Origin of the sequence: Arenibacter flavimaris, assembly GCF_030291335.1 — a bacterium.
GTDB lineage: Bacteria > Bacteroidota > Bacteroidia > Flavobacteriales > Flavobacteriaceae > Arenibacter.
Genome location: NZ_JASWIM010000043.1, coordinates 1 through 15,324 on the forward strand (window position 1 = coordinate 1; position 15,324 = coordinate 15,324).

Consider the following 15,324-nt stretch of genomic DNA (forward strand, 5'->3'; position numbering starts at 1 on the left):
GTAATTAGGATAATACCCCGTTTTTAGAGCTGGAGACTCATATTCGGGGTTTTGTTTTATCTAAAATACGAATTAATATGCTGAATATCAAGTATTTAATCTACCTCTGAAGGTGCCTTTTTAAAGGCCGTTTCCAAATACCAGTCTTGATCCAAGATTCCATTCCATGTATGTGAATCTTTTATGCCTACCTTATTTTGGTTGTTCCCGTTCAAAAATATCCTTGTTCAAGGGGCCTAGAAAAATCAGGAAAAAGATTGCAGCGAATGCCAATTCGTACACCTCCCATTTACGGCTTGCAGGGTTAAGTGCAACCAAAATTGTGGTCACTAGAAAAGCTATGGTATGATGCCATTTAACAATAGGAACTGCAAAAGTACTTGCCAAATTTTTAAACCATTTATATTTTCTAAATAGGATAGGGGTTATAATAAGATAAATAAACATCACTAGGAATAATAACTGACTGAAGATGATTTTGTTTATTTTCTTTTCACCTACCACAAGATTATGCAGGTTGGTTTCCCCCTGGGCATTGTTTTCTATAAAAAACTCGCTTGATTCCACTCCGAATATGCGTTGTCCCCATGATATTTCCTCACCTGCGGCAAAAAGAAAAAGTACTACAAACAGGAAGGTTCCCAGTTTCCACAATAATTTTTTGGAGTTCCATAAAGTTAATAGGTGGTATAGGGAAAGTAAAAAAATACCAAATAGCATTATGGCCGTACCCCATTCAACAGGTCCATCTTCCTGGGCATAGTTAACATCAAAAAAAATGTCGTCCCTTAGGCCTAAAAAAAGACCAAACAAAACAATTGCCAATAGAATAATGTATCCTATTTTTTCAATTTTGGAAAAGATATTCATCATCGTTTTTGAACTATATATAAATTACTTATCAAACGGTTCTTATGTCCTTTGGTCCCTGGGTCGGCATTGTAATTTAGGTCGTACACACTTTTTAATGTAAGCCTATATTCCGGGTCAAAGATACGTTTAAATTCATTTTCTTCTACTGGAATCACCAAAACGGCAAATTTTTGGCCTTCGGGTATTCGTATTTCCTCATCCCCTTTAAGGACGGGGATTGCCCTACCGTAGTCCCATATCATTTCAGGTGCAATGTCTCCAAAACAATAGATTTTCAAACCCTCGTATGCCTTGGAAGTCGCTAGGTTTGAAATACCTTTATATTGGGTGTTTCTGTCCAAGGCCCCGGACAGTGGCAATGCCAGGGATTTTATGGCGCCCACCAAGGCTATGGTCAACAAAAAGCAGTTAAAAAGGTGCTTCTTTTTTAATTGGATGAAAAGTAAAATCCCTATGGTGAATATTACCGCGGATGATAGGGTGTAATATCCCCAATATTCACTTAACCCACCCTTTAGGAAGAAATATGCCGCAAGGGGAAAAGCAATACCTACAAGCCCTAATAATCCAAAATGAAAGTACACAGGTATTCTTTCTTTCTTTGCAAAGGCGTTTTTGAAATTCCCAATGACATATTCCATGTAAAAACCTGTATTCATGGCTAGGGGTATTAGAACAGGGACAAGGTATCTAGCCTTTTTTTCTGGGATGACGGAAAGTAGTATTACTGAAAAAATGGTCCACAGAAAGGTAAGACGGTAAACCTTTTTATCACTTACCCTATTTTTAAGATAAGGATATAAAAGACCTGTGAGGGCTGGTATGGTCCAAATTCCACTCTGAATAAAAAAGCTCCAGTAATAATAAAAGGGGCGTACATTGTAGCTGGACCAATTGGCCGTTTCTTTTTTCGTTATGGCCAAGAAGGCATCGGGGTCGGCAAGGCGAACGTACAGGAACCACCATATACCAATAATACTCGCCAGGACGATCATGGCAACCAAGGGGACATATTTCCTGCTCAATCCAAAGCCCTCATATTTAAAGACAAACCCATAGGCTAGGAGGAAAGGTAAGAGAAGACCGTATAGGGAAACAGGTCCCTTGCTCATAAAGGATAGGCCAATGAAAATGGCGGCCAATAGGCTATTCTTCCAATTGTTCCCGGGCAGGGCAAAAAAATTATATAAAAAATAGATTCCTGTCAGCATAAATCCATGGGTGTAAATATCCCAAGGAGCCTCAATGGTAATGACGATTATGTAGAATGAACTTAAAAGAATAAGGGCATTTATAAGTGCATGTCTTTTATTGTTCAGTAGTTGCATTGAAAATTTATACCCCATATATCCCAAAAATATGGCCATGAGCATGGTCGGTAGCCTTAGAGCAGCTGTATTTTCCAGCCCAAATAACAATCCAAAAATAGCGGTGATCCAACTAGGTAAAGGTGGTTTCTCATATCTAGGAAGATTGTTCATAGTGGTGAGTAACCAATTGCCGTCGGTAATCATTTCCCTTGCCGTAATAAAATTTCTGGCTTCCATGATAGTGACGGGAATAACGTTTAATTGAAATAGAAAAATGGTGATTCCCGCGAGTAAGATCAGTGCAATTGGATTATTTTTCAACCACGTCATGAACTTCATTTTTAAGGATAATTAAATTTCTTAAATAAACGATCATTCCCAATGAATGGCCTGCAAATAGGACGGGATCCTTCCTGAAAATGGCATAGGTTAGGATTAGGGATGCCCCGACCAGACTTAGCAGCCAAAAACCGAAAGGAAGGCTGGAGGTTTTCTTTTTCTCGGAATAGATCCATTGGTATATGAACCGAAAGGTGAAAATTACCTGGGCTATACTTCCCAACAATAGTAGCCATGTTGGAATATTTTCGTTTTGGAAGAAATTCCGTAGGTCATAGGCATTGTTATTGTAGCCATAAACTATGATTATCGCTGGAAAAACCCATAGAAAAACCCTAAAGGCCCGGGGTAACTTAGTCCATTCACCCTGTAACTGGATGTTTCGGATATATATAAAATAGGTAATGGCCTGTCCCAACATAATGGCAAAGTCGTCACGTAACCAGCCGTAGACGAATAACAGGAATGAGGCCAATAAACTTAATTGCCAGAATAGTCTAGGGGTAAGTACTTTTTTGTTCTTTTCCGATAGCACCCATTGTACCACCATTCTACTGGAAAACAGAATTTGGGCAATGAATCCAATTGCATAAACCATCCAATCTGCCATTTACCCTATTTTATCTACTTGATAGTTAATATATTTTTTCTTCATCCATAAATAGGCAAAACAATCCATAAGGGGGCCCAATAACCTGTTCCAAAGACCAAACTTTGCCGTTCCTGCCATACGGGGAAAGTGACGAACGGGAATTTGTACAATGGTGCCATTTTGCAACAAGATCATGGCAGGTAAAAATCGATGTAAACCTTTAAACATAGGGATTCTTTTGGCGTAATCCGTTTTTATGACCTTTAGTGGACATCCGGTATCGTCCATTCCATCATTTGTAAACGCTCTACGTATACTATTGGCAATGGTAGAGGAGGCATTCTTGACGAAGGAATCTTTTCTATCTGCCCTTACCCCTGTTACAAGATCATATTGATCTATATGCTCAAGGAGTAGGTTGAAGTCTTCCGGAGAGGTTTGTAGGTCAGAGTCTATATAGCCTACCAAAGGGGTATCCGTATAGTCAAAGCCGGCTTTAATGGCGGCACTCAACCCTTTGTTCTGGGCAAATTTCACAAAACTAAAAGCTTCGTTTCTTTGGCAAATGGCCTCAATTAATTGTTGGCTCTTATCCTTGGAGCCATCGTTTACAAACAATACTTTTGCTTTCTTAGTGCAAACAACCAAGTACTCCTTTAGCTCCTTTTCAACGCGTTCCAAATTATCTTCTTCATTGTAGACAGGTATAATTATGGTGAATTCGTAATTCATTTTATAAAAAGGATAAGGGCTTTTGTATTTAAAATTTAGGGCCAAAGATAATCAACTTTGTCAACCTATGCGGTATTGGGCCTTAGTTCTTATTTGGGAGGTGTTATTGGAATAAAAATATGACATTCAATACATGGAAATAGCCTATTCCTCCGGGTATGAATCTACAGGTACTTGGTCCCAGAATATTCTTAGGAATTGGGTTCCTTGGACAAACGTAACAATTTTTCAGCAGCGTTGAATGGTGATATTTTGCCATCCACAACTAATTTTATCATTTGTTCCAAATGGTTTTTTATGTTTTTGTTTTCATAAAATTGTTGCTTTAGCCGGTCTTCAATGGTCTGTAGTAGCCAGTATTTGTTTTGTATTTTCCTTTTTTCCAATATTCCGTCCAGGCCTGGTTTATCGTCTATGTAGGCTTTGATAACTTCCCATATTTCAGTTATTCCCTTTTTTTGAATAGCGGAACAGCTAAGGATTTTAGGGGTCCAACCGTTTTCTTTTGGGGGATAGAGATGCAGTGCCTTGCTAAATTCAACTTTGGCCAAGTTGGCCTGTTCAATGTTCTTGCCATCTGCCTTATTGATAACAATGGCATCTGCCATTTCCATAATGCCTCTTTTTATACCCTGTAGTTCATCGCCGGCCCCGGCCAATTTCAATAATAAAAAGAAATCTACCATCCCATGTACTGCTGTTTCACTTTGTCCCACCCCGACTGTTTCCACTAGAATAGTATCGAAGCCGGCGGCTTCGCACAGGATTATGGTTTCACGGGTTTTTCGGGCAACTCCGCCCAAAGAATAACCTGTAGGGGACGGACGGATATAGGCATTCCTATCCTTCACCAGTTCCTGCATTCGGGTCTTGTCTCCCAAAATACTTCCCTTGCTAATGGTACTAGTAGGATCTACTGCCAGTACGGCCACTTTTTTGCCCAGGGCCGTAAGGTGGGTGCCAAAGGTTTCGATAAAGGTACTTTTTCCTACCCCGGGAACTCCGGTTATTCCAATTCGTATGCTTTTGCCACTATGGGGAAGGCATTGGTTTATAATGTCATCAGCTTTTTGAAAATGTGCAATGTTGGTGCTTTCCACCAACGTAATAGCCCTGGCCAAGGTGGCTATATCACCATTTAATATACCTTGAACCAAGTCCGCCGTAGACGGACTCTTTTTTCTAAAAGTTTTGTTTTTAGAGTTGCTATTTCCGTCGGTGTTTTTATTGGTGATCAAATCTACTTATTAATGGGAAGGCTTACTTTGGTATGGTCCCAGGCAAGACTTAGGTGAAGTTGTTCGTTATCCTCAAAATCTATAGTTAGACTTTCAACGGTTTGTGGCAGTTGTTGTACCGGGACACTTATTTGTAAAACATCTGCGTCGGCATTTCTGCTTGTTTTTTTTCCGCCACTAAAAATAGTCACACCCCAATCCGGGATTTCGTTATTGAAAATAAAGGTCCAGCCCTCCTTGCCAGGTATGGTCCATAAAGAGTAACTTCCAGCCGGTAGGCTTTTGGTCCCTATTTTAATATTATTGCCCGTAGTAAAGGTGGTAGGCTCATTTGCGCCCGTTCTCCATACCACATCATAGGGAACCAACTCCCCAAAGATTACACGATTTTTCTTAAAGGGGCTGCTGTAATTTACGGTTAGATCCATTCCATTTTTGCTATAGGTAACCGTTTTTTCTGGACTGATCTTTTTTGTCTGTTCCTTTAGATAGGATTTTCCAAATAAAAAAAAGGCCAATACCAACACTACGATAACTATTAGTAACCACTTAAGAAATTTCATATCCTCGGATTTTAGTTAGGTTAATTCTTCTAATTTACGAAACTAAACCTAAACTCGCTTCCATTGTGATAGGTTTCTCCAGGTTGCAGAATACTATTGGGAAAGTGGGGTTGGTTGGGTGCATCCGGGTAATTTTGCGTTTCAAAACAGATGGCGGCAAAGGCGGTCGGGGTATAGACAACAACGCCTGGTTGATCGGTAATGACTTCCATGGATAAACCGGATCTATCGGATGCCAATACGGTACCTTTTTCTTGACCGGAATCCATAACAAAGGGTGTGTCCAAACGGACTTGACCAATTTTTTTCATTTCGAGGAAATCATATTTTGAATTATTCACGGAAATCAATTTTCCTGTAGGCAGAAGTTTTGCATCCGTTTCCAAATATTGCGAACATGACAACCTTAGATCCCAATGGTCTATGGTTTCGGCACCGTCCAGGTTAAAATAGGAATGGTTGGTAAGGTTTACCGGCGTGGCCTTATCCGTTGTGGCCTCGTGAATTATAAACAAGGATGAACCTACCAGCTTATAGGTCACCGTGGCCTTCAGATTTCCAGGATAGCCCTCCTCCATATCCTTGCTGAGGTAACCCAATTTTACAAAGGGATTGTCCCCATCGTGCACCTGCTCTATGGTCCAATATCTCTTTCCAAAGCCTTTTTGTCCACCGTGAAGGTGAACCCCGTCCTTTGAAAAAATGGGGTAATCGATGTTATTGATTTTAAAACCTCCTTTAGAAATTCTACCAGCGTATCTGCCGATACAGGCTCCCAGTGATTTGTTATCGTTTAAATATTTGTCAGGCTCTTCCAAGCCAACCACCACATTGGTATCTACGCCCTCTTTGTTTTTTAAGACCATTTTTTGGATGATAGCCCCATAGTCCAATACGGTAAGCGTGATGAAACTGTTTTTTATTGTAACTTGATTCAAGATAGTTCTTTTTAAGATTTATGATAAAAATACTATTTTTTGCAACATTTCGATCATTCCATCGTCCTTTAGGTAATTGGGATTTATGGGGAATGCTCTAGGTGTTGTAAAACCCTCCCGCCAACCAAAGAAACTGGCCAGAATGTTTCAGATTGATATTGTAGAACAATGTAAACGTAATAATCGCAAAGCGCAATTAAAACTGTACAATCAGTATTGTCCGGGCATGTTCTGTGTTGCCATGCGATTTATAAAAAATCCGGACGATGCGGAAGATATTGTCCAAGAGTCCTTTATTAAGGCTTTTCAAAAAATAAACCAATATAAGGGCCAGGTAAGTTTTGGGGCCTGGTTAAAGCGGATCGTAGTAAACAAGAGTATCGACTTTTTAAAATCGCAACAACTTAAAACAGTGGAATTGAATGAAGGGTATATGCATGTGGCCGAAGATGAGGATTGGTCCGTAGAGGATTCGGTCACGGTAAAGGAGGTAATGCATGCCATAGCGGGGTTGCCCGATAAATACAGATATGTGGTACAGTTATTTTTGGTAGAGGGGTACGATCACAATGAGATATCCGAAATACTGGGTATAAGTTATACCGCATGTAGAACAAGGCTATTAAGGGGAAAAGGACAATTAAAGGAAATGTTAAAATCGAGTAAGTATGTCGCAAGATCTTAGAGATATGTTCAAGAATTCCAATACGGAAATAGTGCAATCCATGAAGGATGGGCATGAACAGCGTTTTATAAAACGAATGGAAGTGGAACTACCGGTTGCTAAGGGGCCATCCTTGCCATGGTTTAAAATTGCGGCTTCCATAATTATGTTGACTGGCTTAGGAGCCTACATTTTTATGAATTGGAATAACACAGAGCCTTTGGAAACAATTATAGTAGAAAAAAACAACTCCGCCACGGAAGAAAGGGGTATTTCTCTCGGCGATCTTTCCCCGGATTTAAAAAAGGTTGAAAATTACTATATGGTCAATATCAATTTGGAGATTTCCCAATTAAACATTTCAGATCGTAACAAGGCCTTGGTGGATAGTTTTATGGAGCGGTTGGAGGAATTAAATGTTGAGTATAAAAAATTGAATATAGAATTAAATGAAATAGGCCCCAATGATCTGACTATAACGGCATTGATCAAGAATTTACAACTGAGATTACAATTACTGCACAAACTAAGGGATAAGTTACAGGAACTGAAAAAAATTGGGGACGAGGCAGGAGTAAAAGACCTGGTTACCATAATATAAAAAGGTTATGGAGTTAAAAAGGAAAAATAAAATAGTACAGATGAAGAACATATTCGAGAAAATTGGAGTTATGGTGACCATAGCTCTAGTAACTGCTACAAGTGGTGTACACGCCCAAAAACAATCCAGAACATTTCATGAGAATTTTAATGTGGCCAATGACGTGGTATTGGAAATAAACACCAGTTATGCCGATATAGAATTTGAAACGTGGAACAAGGATCAAGTGGATGTTGTGGCCGTGGTGGAATTGGAAGATGTCTCGCAGGCGGAGGCCAACAATTACTTCAACAATGAACCCGTTAAGATTGTAGGGAATAGTAAGGGGATAAGTGTAAGCACAGGTATGGGGCGCCAAGAATTCATCACTTATAATACGGATAATATAGATATCGATTTTTTAGATCAATTTAATGGGGTAGGGGGAGCCCAGAACATAGCACCACTTGTAGAACTGCCAGAGTTGCCAGAAGTGATGGAATTGCCTCCACTTCCCCCAATGAACATACAACCTTTTGATTATGAAGCCTATAAAAAGGATGGGGAAGCCTATTTAAAGAAGTGGAAAACTGAATTTGACAAAGGTTTTGATAAGGACTATCAGCGTAAAATGAAAGAATGGAGCAAGCATATGGAATTAAAGCAGGCTGAAATCCATAAAAGAAGACTTGAAATGGAAAGGAATAGGGAACATGCCCAACAAGAGCGTTTGGAGAAATTACAGTATCTACAAAAGCAACGAGTGGAAATAGCCGAAAAAGTACTAGAGCATAGGGGGAGGGCTATGGAGTTGAAACAACGGGCAAAAGATATTGGAAATAATAACAAGACAATTACTATTGAGATCGATACGGTAAATGGGGTTAATAGTGAATTTGTAGTTTTGGACATACCCCACCCCAATGCACCCAATGTTTTCTATTCAGTAAAAAAGGGAGGGGATAAAAATTTTAAGGTCAAGAAAACCATTAAGATTAGATTGCCAAAATCGACCAAAATAAAGATGAACGTAAGACATGGGGAAGTTATTTTGGCCGATAACACCAAAAATCTAAGTGCTACTTTATCCTATTCCACCTTATTGGCCACTACCATTGACGGGGATAAAACCAATATTGATGTTTCCTATTCGCCGGTTAGTGTGCAAAAATGGAACTATGGTAAATTAAAGGCAGATTACTCAGAGAATGTAAATATCAAGGAGGTTGAAAACCTTACCCTTAGTGCTACTTTTTCCGACGTGAATATTGATAACCTTTTGAACAAGGCCTTTATAAAAAATAATTTCGGCCCATTGACCATTAAGTCCATTTCCAAGGATTTTACCGATCTGGATATCAACCTACAAAATGCCGAATTACGGTGTATATTGCCCAAAACCGCATTTAATATTGCGGTAAACGGTAGCAATTCGGATTTGGTTTACCCAAAGGAGCTACAATTGGTAAAAACTAAAAATGGTTATAATACCCTGAGTAAGGGATATCATATAAACAAGAGTAGTGGCAAGTCCATTATCATAAATTCCAAGTTTACGGAAGTTGTTCTACAGTAAAGGGAATGATCATGACCAAAAAGAGGGGGATTTTCGATAGAAAATCCCCCTCTTTTTTATAGGAACTACAAGTATTACAATGTAGGCTCCCATCCATTTTGATATTCCCTTTTCCAATGGGACATGGCCTCATCATCATTCTTAACCTTACCCGTGGTTGGGTTGATATGAATGGTCCTACCCACGTCTTGGGCAATATTACCTAAATGACAGAGCATAGTGGAAATACTGGCATCATTTATGTCGGAATTCAAGGAAGTGTCCTGACGTATGGCACTGAAGAAATTGTGGATGTGATTAACATCCAAACCACCCATTCCCATGGTATTGGTAGTAGCACTTTTAACCCCTTCTTCCACCTTCTTGATTAAACTACCGTCCAGATTATAAAGGTTGTATTCATTTCTACTCAAAGTAATCATTCCCTTACTTCCGTAAATAGTGGCTCCCCTTCCAGGTTGCTCCGGTTTTATCAGGCCCCTACTATGACCAGTCCAGGTAATAAATTTATCATTATCATACTTGTAGGTAACCTGTTGGTTGTCCACAAACTCCCAATCGTCTTTAAAGGTGTATTTACCGCCAAAGGAGGTTACACTGTTAGGAAGGTCCACACCCAATGCCCAACGACAAATATCAATTTCATGGGTGCCATTGTTGTGGATTTCCCCAGTGCCCCAGGTACGGAACCAATGCCAGTTGTATGGATGTACATTGTCCCTGTAGGATTCCCTAGGTGCCGGTCCTTGCCATAAATCCCAATCCAATGTGCTAGGGACCTCTATCTTATTCCCAATACCAATAGAACCCCTATTGCTGGAATAATAGGCTTTCCCTTTGTACACTTCTCCAATGATACCTTCACGTATTTCCTTAACTGCCAATGCGGAGCTTTGGGAGGAACGCTGCTGGTTTCCCATTTGCACCTTTTTGCCATATTTCTTTTGTGCGGCAACCAATAGTTCATTTTCGTGTGGATTGTGGCTACAGGGCTTTTCTACATAAACATGTTTTCCTGCTTGCAAGGCCATGATAGCCATTGGAGCATGCCAATGCTCTGGGGTTGCTATGAAAACGGCATCAACTTTTTTGTCCTCCAATACCTTTCTAAAGTCCTTTTCTACCTTGGGAATATAACCTATATTCTTTTTGCACCATACATTGTGCTCCTCCAAGATTTGGTCATCTACATCACAACTGTAGAGTATTTTGGCGTTGGGGTCTTTATGTATGGCCACGAAGTGGGCCTTGGCCCTGCTTCTCACCCCAATGACCGCAACATTTATTCTGTCATTGGCCCCGATGATATTGCTGTAACCCATACTTGGCATTATTAAACCACCCAAGCTAAGGGCAGCGCTGCCTGCTGCCGTTTTTTTAATAAAATCTCTTCTCGTTTTCATTTATTCGCTTTTGTTTATGCTCTTAATTTTAATGTTTTTAAAAGAAACCCTATCCCCATGATCTTGAAGCAGGATGTGACCTTGGTCTCCTTCGCCAAAATTTGGCCATTTCACATATTTACTTTCGGATACCAATTTACGATAATCATCACTTTTCCTTTCATACTCCAAAACCTTGGTTCCATTTAACCAATGTTCAACATGGTTGTTGATCGATTTGATATGTGCAGTGTTCCATTCCCCAATGGGATTGATCGGCTTGTTGGGGTCTGCCTGGATAAGATCATAAAGCGAAGCTACGGTTCTGCTGCCATCGTGATTTCCCAACTTGGCATCTGGATGGCGAGCATCGTCCAGAATTTGATATTCAAGACCAATGGAAGATCCAGGTCCTTTATTAAGATCGGTATTCACATAATACTTTATACCACTATTGGCACCTTCGGAAAGCTTAAAATCCACTTTTAATTCAAAATCGCCATAAAGATCTGTGGTTACTATATCGCCGCCAGCGGCAGATTCTTCACCGCCTGATGGCAATACCGTAAGAATACCGTCTTCAATTTCCCATCCCGACTCAGGAAAACCATCCAATCGTGCACCACGCCAACCCTTGGTAGTTTCCCCATCCCATAACAATTTCCAATTGTCTTTTTCTTCACCCACTGTAAGTTTGTTCTTAGTGGTAATAGGGGTCAAAGGTGTTTTTCTGGAATAGGTTTCCAAATTGTCTGTTAGTATTTTTACATTCTTCCAAACAATTTGGGTTCCTTCGGTTTTATCTTTTCCAATGCCATGAACCTGAAGCGCAATAAAGCCACTTGCAGTTTTATCATCAATTAAATAGGAGGCAGGTACGTCGTTGATCCATGTCTTTATGGTATCCCCTATAGCTTCAATTCTGTAGTGATTCCAATCATTTTGTTTAAAGGCTTTTTGTGCCTTTGGATTATTGTCCAACGGATTTAACCAACCCCTTCTGGCTTCATCATAAATACCCGCACTCCATGCTCTTTCTGATGGATCTATTTCTACTTGGTATCCGTGTACTCGACCGTCCATGTACGTTGGCAGGCTATTGCTCCTAATCTGGATTCCAGAGTTCATGGATGGATCAACTTTATATTCCAATTCTAGAATAAAGTCCCCGTACATTTTGTTGGTCGTCAAAAAGGAATTGGGAGTGTTGTGAACTGTGGTTCCAACAATAGTGCCATCGACCACTTCGTATTTGGCTACTCCACCTTTTTGATTCCAACCATTTAGGGTCTTACCGTCGAATAAATTGATCCATGGTGTGGAGTCCTTTTCCGTTCCTGCGCAACTTATTAATAAGGATCCCATCAAGAGGGTGGCAAATAAAAAGGATGGGATTTTTGATCGTACTTTCATTTTTTTAATCTTATTTTAAAATGTGAGCTTGAAAGGTATAAAAAAGTGATTAAATATTGTCTTTATACACTAAAATTAGCCCAATCGTTAAATTAAAAATCGACTAGAAAATGGATGTTCCCGCTTATTGTTACCTGCCTGGGCACAACCTATAAACACTCTCCCAGTGAGGTTAGGTGGTAACCATTGGGCCTTGATTCCAAAATTTGTGATGTGGTTAATTTAATGGGACCCCTCCTTTAATAATTCAGGAAATTTGGCCTGAAATCTTTTTAATCTTGGTACGGATACGTTTAGTATATAGGAATTGTTGGGATTGTTTTTTTCATAATCCTGGTGATAGTCCTCGGCTTCATAAAAAACACTAAAGGGTTTTACTTCCGTAACTATGGGTGCTGAATAGACTTTATCCTTAGCCAATTGGGCAATATAGTCCTTTATGATTTTTCTTTCGGAGTCATTTTTATAGAAGGCAATGGATCTATATTGAGCACCTTTGTCGGGTCCCTGTCTATTTAAAGTAGTGGGGTCATGGGAACCAAAAAATACTTTTACCAAGGTTTCAAAAGAAATGACTTTCGGATCGTAATAAACCTCTACCGCTTCGGCGTGGGTGGTTCGGCCGTAACCCACCTGTTCATAAGTGGGGTTTTTTTCCTTGCCACCCGAATATCCGGATACGACTTCCTTGACCCCCTTAACACTTTCAAAAACCGCTTCTACACACCAAAAACAGCCGCTGGCAAAATAGGCGGTTTCATATTCCTGAAGTTCACTTGGAGTGTGTTCCGTGAGCATTTCAGTTTTTTGGTCCGTTTTGGTTTTTGATAGACAACTGCTTGCCGTCAATCCCAAAATGGTGAATAGGGTAATCTGTAAAAGTCTCATAGGTGAATTTCTTACAATTATTATATGCTATTTTTTGTGGTCCAACCAACTTGGATGGGGCAACAATTATCTAACAACAAAAATCCTGCCTTTTTAAAGGTAAGGCAGTTTAACCAAATGTATTGCTTGTAAATATTTTTTTCTTTAGTGTCCGTATATCCAAAATACTTACGTTTTTCTGCTTAAAAGTATTAAAATATCATTTCTATTTCAGCCTTTAGGGAAGGGAAAGGATTTTTATCGATAAAAGGTATTCACATTCAACCGAGGCTGGGCGTATGGAAATGATGGATGCCAGATATGGAGTAATACAATTTTTAATATGGTATAAATATCAGTTTTATACTACAATGTTGGATTGAATAAGGCTTTCGATATCAAATATGCTGTAGGAATAACCGATTAAAAACAGATATCATCGATTAGCGATTACCAACCTACTTTTCATTCACCGAGCATTCTCTGCACTTAATCGAGAGATTTGTCAGATACCGAAAAATAAGGGGGTTTAAACGATTTGTGACCTATACGTGGGTGCATGTGGCGTTAAATTTACATAACAAAACAACGCATCATGAAAACGCTTTTAACTTTAATTTTTGTTCTTTTTATCGGAGTAACTGCTCAAGCCAACAATGTTGGACAGGAAGTAAAGGTTGAAACGGCTACCATGAGTATTGTTACTGCCACTCCAAATGAAGTTACTGTTAAAAACGAGAACAAAGTGGCTCGTTTGTACATGTTCAAAAATTCGAAGATTAAAAAAGAATTGTCTTTCACTACAAAATTGAACAAGGCTAAATTGGCTTAATTACAGCGTACAATACCTCTATACATTTTGATTTTAAGTTATTGGGTCGTGTTGTTACCCCTATTTTCCCTTCCCGAATTTATCCTTAAGGAAGTATAGCAAAGTAAGCAACGCAATATAAACCCCAAATCCAATAACCTCTTTGGGCTCTAGGTTGGATAGCAACCAAACAATGATGATAATCGACAATATGGGTACCAAGTAACCTCCAGGTATTTGAAATTCCGGTTTGGTAGATTTACCCGATTTTCTTCTCGATTTTATTACAGAAAGGGATACACCTAGATAGACCAATAAGATAGATGCACTTGAAATAACGGCCAATTGTTCAAACCCTCCCAGGGAGGCCAATAAGAATCCTATTGTAGCATATGTAATTATCGCGATATAGGGGGTGGAATATCGGTCATGGATTTTAGAGAGTGGTCTTAGGGGAAGTACATTGTCTTTTGAGGCCCTAAAAAGTACCCGCGGCATACTCAATACTTCACTACTTAAATTTCCTAGCATAGAAATGGCAGCTCCTATTGTGATTATGGTCAAACCCACGGGGCCAAACACCTGTTGTGCCACCACGCTTAAGGGATTTTCGGTATAAGTGGCCAAGGTATCCCCTAGCACGCCCTGTGAAACCGTTTGTATTAATATATACAGGATTAAAACCCCAGAGATACTTATAAATATAGCTCTTGGAATAGTCCTATTGGGTTTTTTAACCTCGCCACTTATAGACAATCCGGTCTCGGCGCCCTGAAAGGCAAAAAACAGAATCAGGGATATAGCACCTACTTCCGAAATTGTCGGGGTAGAATCGATTATAAGGTTTTCCAAGGAAATATGACCCCATGAAAAGGAAACCAGTAATAGGAGAGGAATAAGTTTGGTGAGGGTAATTGTTTTAACCAAAACCATTCCCTCCTTAATTCCTCTAACGTTAATATAGCCCAGTCCTGCAAATAGGATAACAAAAACGAACGTCCTAACAAAATTGGATTTAAAAAAGGGAAAAATAGACCCCAAAACGTCTACCAAGGCATTGGCAACGGCACCGTCTGCCGATAAGGCGGAAAGCGCAAATAGAATTACCGTTAGAAAACCACAATAGGGTCCAAAAATTGTTTCAATATAGGTGTAGGCACCTCCTGAAGTAGTTACTTTACTACCTATTTCGGCAAAACAGAGCATTACCAAGGCAATTAACAGACCACAGAATAAATAAGCGTAAATACTGGAAGTACCTAGTCCGGCAGCAACTATGGCAGGTAAGGCAAAAATGCCGGCGCCGATCATAATATTTACTAAGTTGGCACTTAGGCCCCAAACACCGACCTCCCTTTTTAAATGTTCATTGGTTTCTTGCATTGGTCGATTTGTTTTATAGGGGCAATCTAATATACTGATTTTATGGATAATGGATTTTGGCCT

General features: G+C 39.6%; 15 protein-coding genes. 4 read left to right on the forward strand and 11 right to left on the reverse strand.

The genetic code is table 11. The features are described from left to right. Positions 1–192: 192 nt before the first annotated feature. From QSE00_RS22185 to QSE00_RS22215, 7 genes are all read right to left on the reverse strand, one after another. Entirely contained in the window at positions 193–873 is a 681-nt protein-coding gene (locus QSE00_RS22185) for a hypothetical protein (protein WP_286107553.1), read from the reverse strand. Further along, positions 870–2,513 (reverse strand): ArnT family glycosyltransferase, encoded by a 1,644-nt coding sequence (locus QSE00_RS22190; protein ID WP_286107554.1) that lies wholly within the window; start codon positions 2,511–2,513, stop codon positions 870–872. The genes QSE00_RS22185 and QSE00_RS22190 overlap by 4 nt, the downstream gene beginning before the upstream one ends. Beyond that, complete coding sequence (locus QSE00_RS22195; RefSeq protein ID WP_110355886.1) at positions 2,494–3,132, reverse strand: lipid-A-disaccharide synthase N-terminal domain-containing protein; 639 nt, start codon at positions 3,130–3,132, stop codon at positions 2,494–2,496. Before QSE00_RS22195 ends, QSE00_RS22190 begins: the two co-directional genes overlap by 20 nt. Further along, positions 3,133–3,846: a glycosyltransferase family 2 protein gene (locus QSE00_RS22200; protein ID WP_110355885.1), complete on the reverse strand. Its 714-nt coding sequence runs from the start codon at positions 3,844–3,846 to the stop codon at positions 3,133–3,135. Between the two features lie 191 nt (positions 3,847–4,037). Beyond that, positions 4,038–5,084: a methylmalonyl Co-A mutase-associated GTPase MeaB gene (gene meaB, locus QSE00_RS22205; protein WP_110355884.1), complete on the reverse strand. Its 1,047-nt coding sequence runs from the start codon at positions 5,082–5,084 to the stop codon at positions 4,038–4,040. A 2-nt stretch (positions 5,085–5,086) separates the two neighbouring features. Beyond that, complete coding sequence (locus QSE00_RS22210) at positions 5,087–5,647, reverse strand: DUF2911 domain-containing protein (RefSeq protein ID WP_110355883.1); 561 nt, start codon at positions 5,645–5,647, stop codon at positions 5,087–5,089. Positions 5,648–5,676: 29 nt separating this feature from the next. After that, positions 5,677–6,585, reverse strand: coding sequence for an aldose epimerase family protein (locus tag QSE00_RS22215; RefSeq protein ID WP_110355882.1), 909 nt, complete (start codon positions 6,583–6,585; stop codon positions 5,677–5,679). 142 nt (positions 6,586–6,727) lie between these two features. On the opposite strand from QSE00_RS22215, the gene QSE00_RS22220 reads away from it, so the two are divergent. From QSE00_RS22220 to QSE00_RS22230, 3 genes are read left to right on the forward strand one after another with little or no spacing between them, the layout of a single operon-like run. Then, the gene (locus tag QSE00_RS22220; RefSeq protein WP_286107572.1) at positions 6,728–7,270 is read left to right on the forward strand and encodes an RNA polymerase sigma factor; all 543 of its coding nucleotides are present in this window, start codon (positions 6,728–6,730) and stop codon (positions 7,268–7,270) included. Next, a complete protein-coding gene (locus tag QSE00_RS22225; RefSeq protein WP_286107555.1) occupies positions 7,254–7,850 on the forward strand; it encodes a hypothetical protein in 597 nt (198 codons plus the stop codon). Before QSE00_RS22220 ends, QSE00_RS22225 begins: the two co-directional genes overlap by 17 nt. A 40-nt stretch (positions 7,851–7,890) precedes the next feature. Further along, on the forward strand, positions 7,891–9,405 hold the full coding sequence (locus QSE00_RS22230; protein ID WP_286107556.1) for a hypothetical protein: 1,515 nt from the start codon (positions 7,891–7,893) through the stop codon (positions 9,403–9,405). Positions 9,406–9,479: 74 nt separating this feature from the next. Here QSE00_RS22230 and QSE00_RS22235 read toward each other — a convergent pair whose 3' ends face one another. From QSE00_RS22235 to msrA, 3 genes are all read right to left on the reverse strand, one after another. Then, positions 9,480–10,808 (reverse strand): Gfo/Idh/MocA family oxidoreductase, encoded by a 1,329-nt coding sequence (locus QSE00_RS22235; RefSeq protein WP_286107557.1) that lies wholly within the window; start codon positions 10,806–10,808, stop codon positions 9,480–9,482. Next, the gene (locus QSE00_RS22240; RefSeq protein WP_459076854.1) at positions 10,809–12,200 is read right to left on the reverse strand and encodes a 3-keto-disaccharide hydrolase; all 1,392 of its coding nucleotides are present in this window, start codon (positions 12,198–12,200) and stop codon (positions 10,809–10,811) included. It lies immediately after the preceding gene. 222 nt (positions 12,201–12,422) lie between these two features. Continuing rightward, a complete protein-coding gene (gene msrA, locus QSE00_RS22245) occupies positions 12,423–13,088 on the reverse strand; it encodes a peptide-methionine (S)-S-oxide reductase MsrA (protein ID WP_110355877.1) in 666 nt (221 codons plus the stop codon). Between the two features lie 574 nt (positions 13,089–13,662). Between msrA and QSE00_RS22250 the strand changes: the two genes are divergently transcribed. Then, the gene (locus QSE00_RS22250) at positions 13,663–13,899 is read left to right on the forward strand and encodes a hypothetical protein (protein ID WP_110355876.1); all 237 of its coding nucleotides are present in this window, start codon (positions 13,663–13,665) and stop codon (positions 13,897–13,899) included. Positions 13,900–13,959: 60 nt separating this feature from the next. Here the strand turns inward: QSE00_RS22250 and QSE00_RS22255 are convergent, their stop codons facing one another. Continuing rightward, positions 13,960–15,261 (reverse strand): APC family permease, encoded by a 1,302-nt coding sequence (locus QSE00_RS22255; protein ID WP_286107558.1) that lies wholly within the window; start codon positions 15,259–15,261, stop codon positions 13,960–13,962. Between the last annotated feature and the right edge of the window lie 63 nt (positions 15,262–15,324).

Coding starts and splice junctions, on each gene's coding strand:
- QSE00_RS22255 (WP_286107558.1), bottom strand. CDS start 15,261: ATGCAAGAAACCAATGAACATTTAAAAAGGGAGGTCGGTGTTTGGGGC.
- QSE00_RS22195 (WP_110355886.1), bottom strand. CDS start 3,132: ATGGCAGATTGGATGGTTTATGCAATTGGATTCATTGCCCAAATTCTG.
- QSE00_RS22250 (WP_110355876.1), top strand. CDS start 13,663: ATGAAAACGCTTTTAACTTTAATTTTTGTTCTTTTTATCGGAGTAACT.
- QSE00_RS22235 (WP_286107557.1), bottom strand. CDS start 10,808: ATGAAAACGAGAAGAGATTTTATTAAAAAAACGGCAGCAGGCAGCGCT.
- QSE00_RS22220 (WP_286107572.1), top strand. CDS start 6,728: ATGTTTCAGATTGATATTGTAGAACAATGTAAACGTAATAATCGCAAA.
- QSE00_RS22190 (WP_286107554.1), bottom strand. CDS start 2,513: ATGACGTGGTTGAAAAATAATCCAATTGCACTGATCTTACTCGCGGGA.
- QSE00_RS22210 (WP_110355883.1), bottom strand. CDS start 5,647: ATGAAATTTCTTAAGTGGTTACTAATAGTTATCGTAGTGTTGGTATTG.
- QSE00_RS22230 (WP_286107556.1), top strand. CDS start 7,891: ATGAAGAACATATTCGAGAAAATTGGAGTTATGGTGACCATAGCTCTA.
- QSE00_RS22200 (WP_110355885.1), bottom strand. CDS start 3,846: ATGAATTACGAATTCACCATAATTATACCTGTCTACAATGAAGAAGAT.
- QSE00_RS22240 (WP_459076854.1), bottom strand. CDS start 12,200: ATGAAAGTACGATCAAAAATCCCATCCTTTTTATTTGCCACCCTCTTG.
- msrA (WP_110355877.1), bottom strand. CDS start 13,088: ATGAGACTTTTACAGATTACCCTATTCACCATTTTGGGATTGACGGCA.
- QSE00_RS22185 (WP_286107553.1), bottom strand. CDS start 873: ATGATGAATATCTTTTCCAAAATTGAAAAAATAGGATACATTATTCTA.
- QSE00_RS22225 (WP_286107555.1), top strand. CDS start 7,254: ATGTCGCAAGATCTTAGAGATATGTTCAAGAATTCCAATACGGAAATA.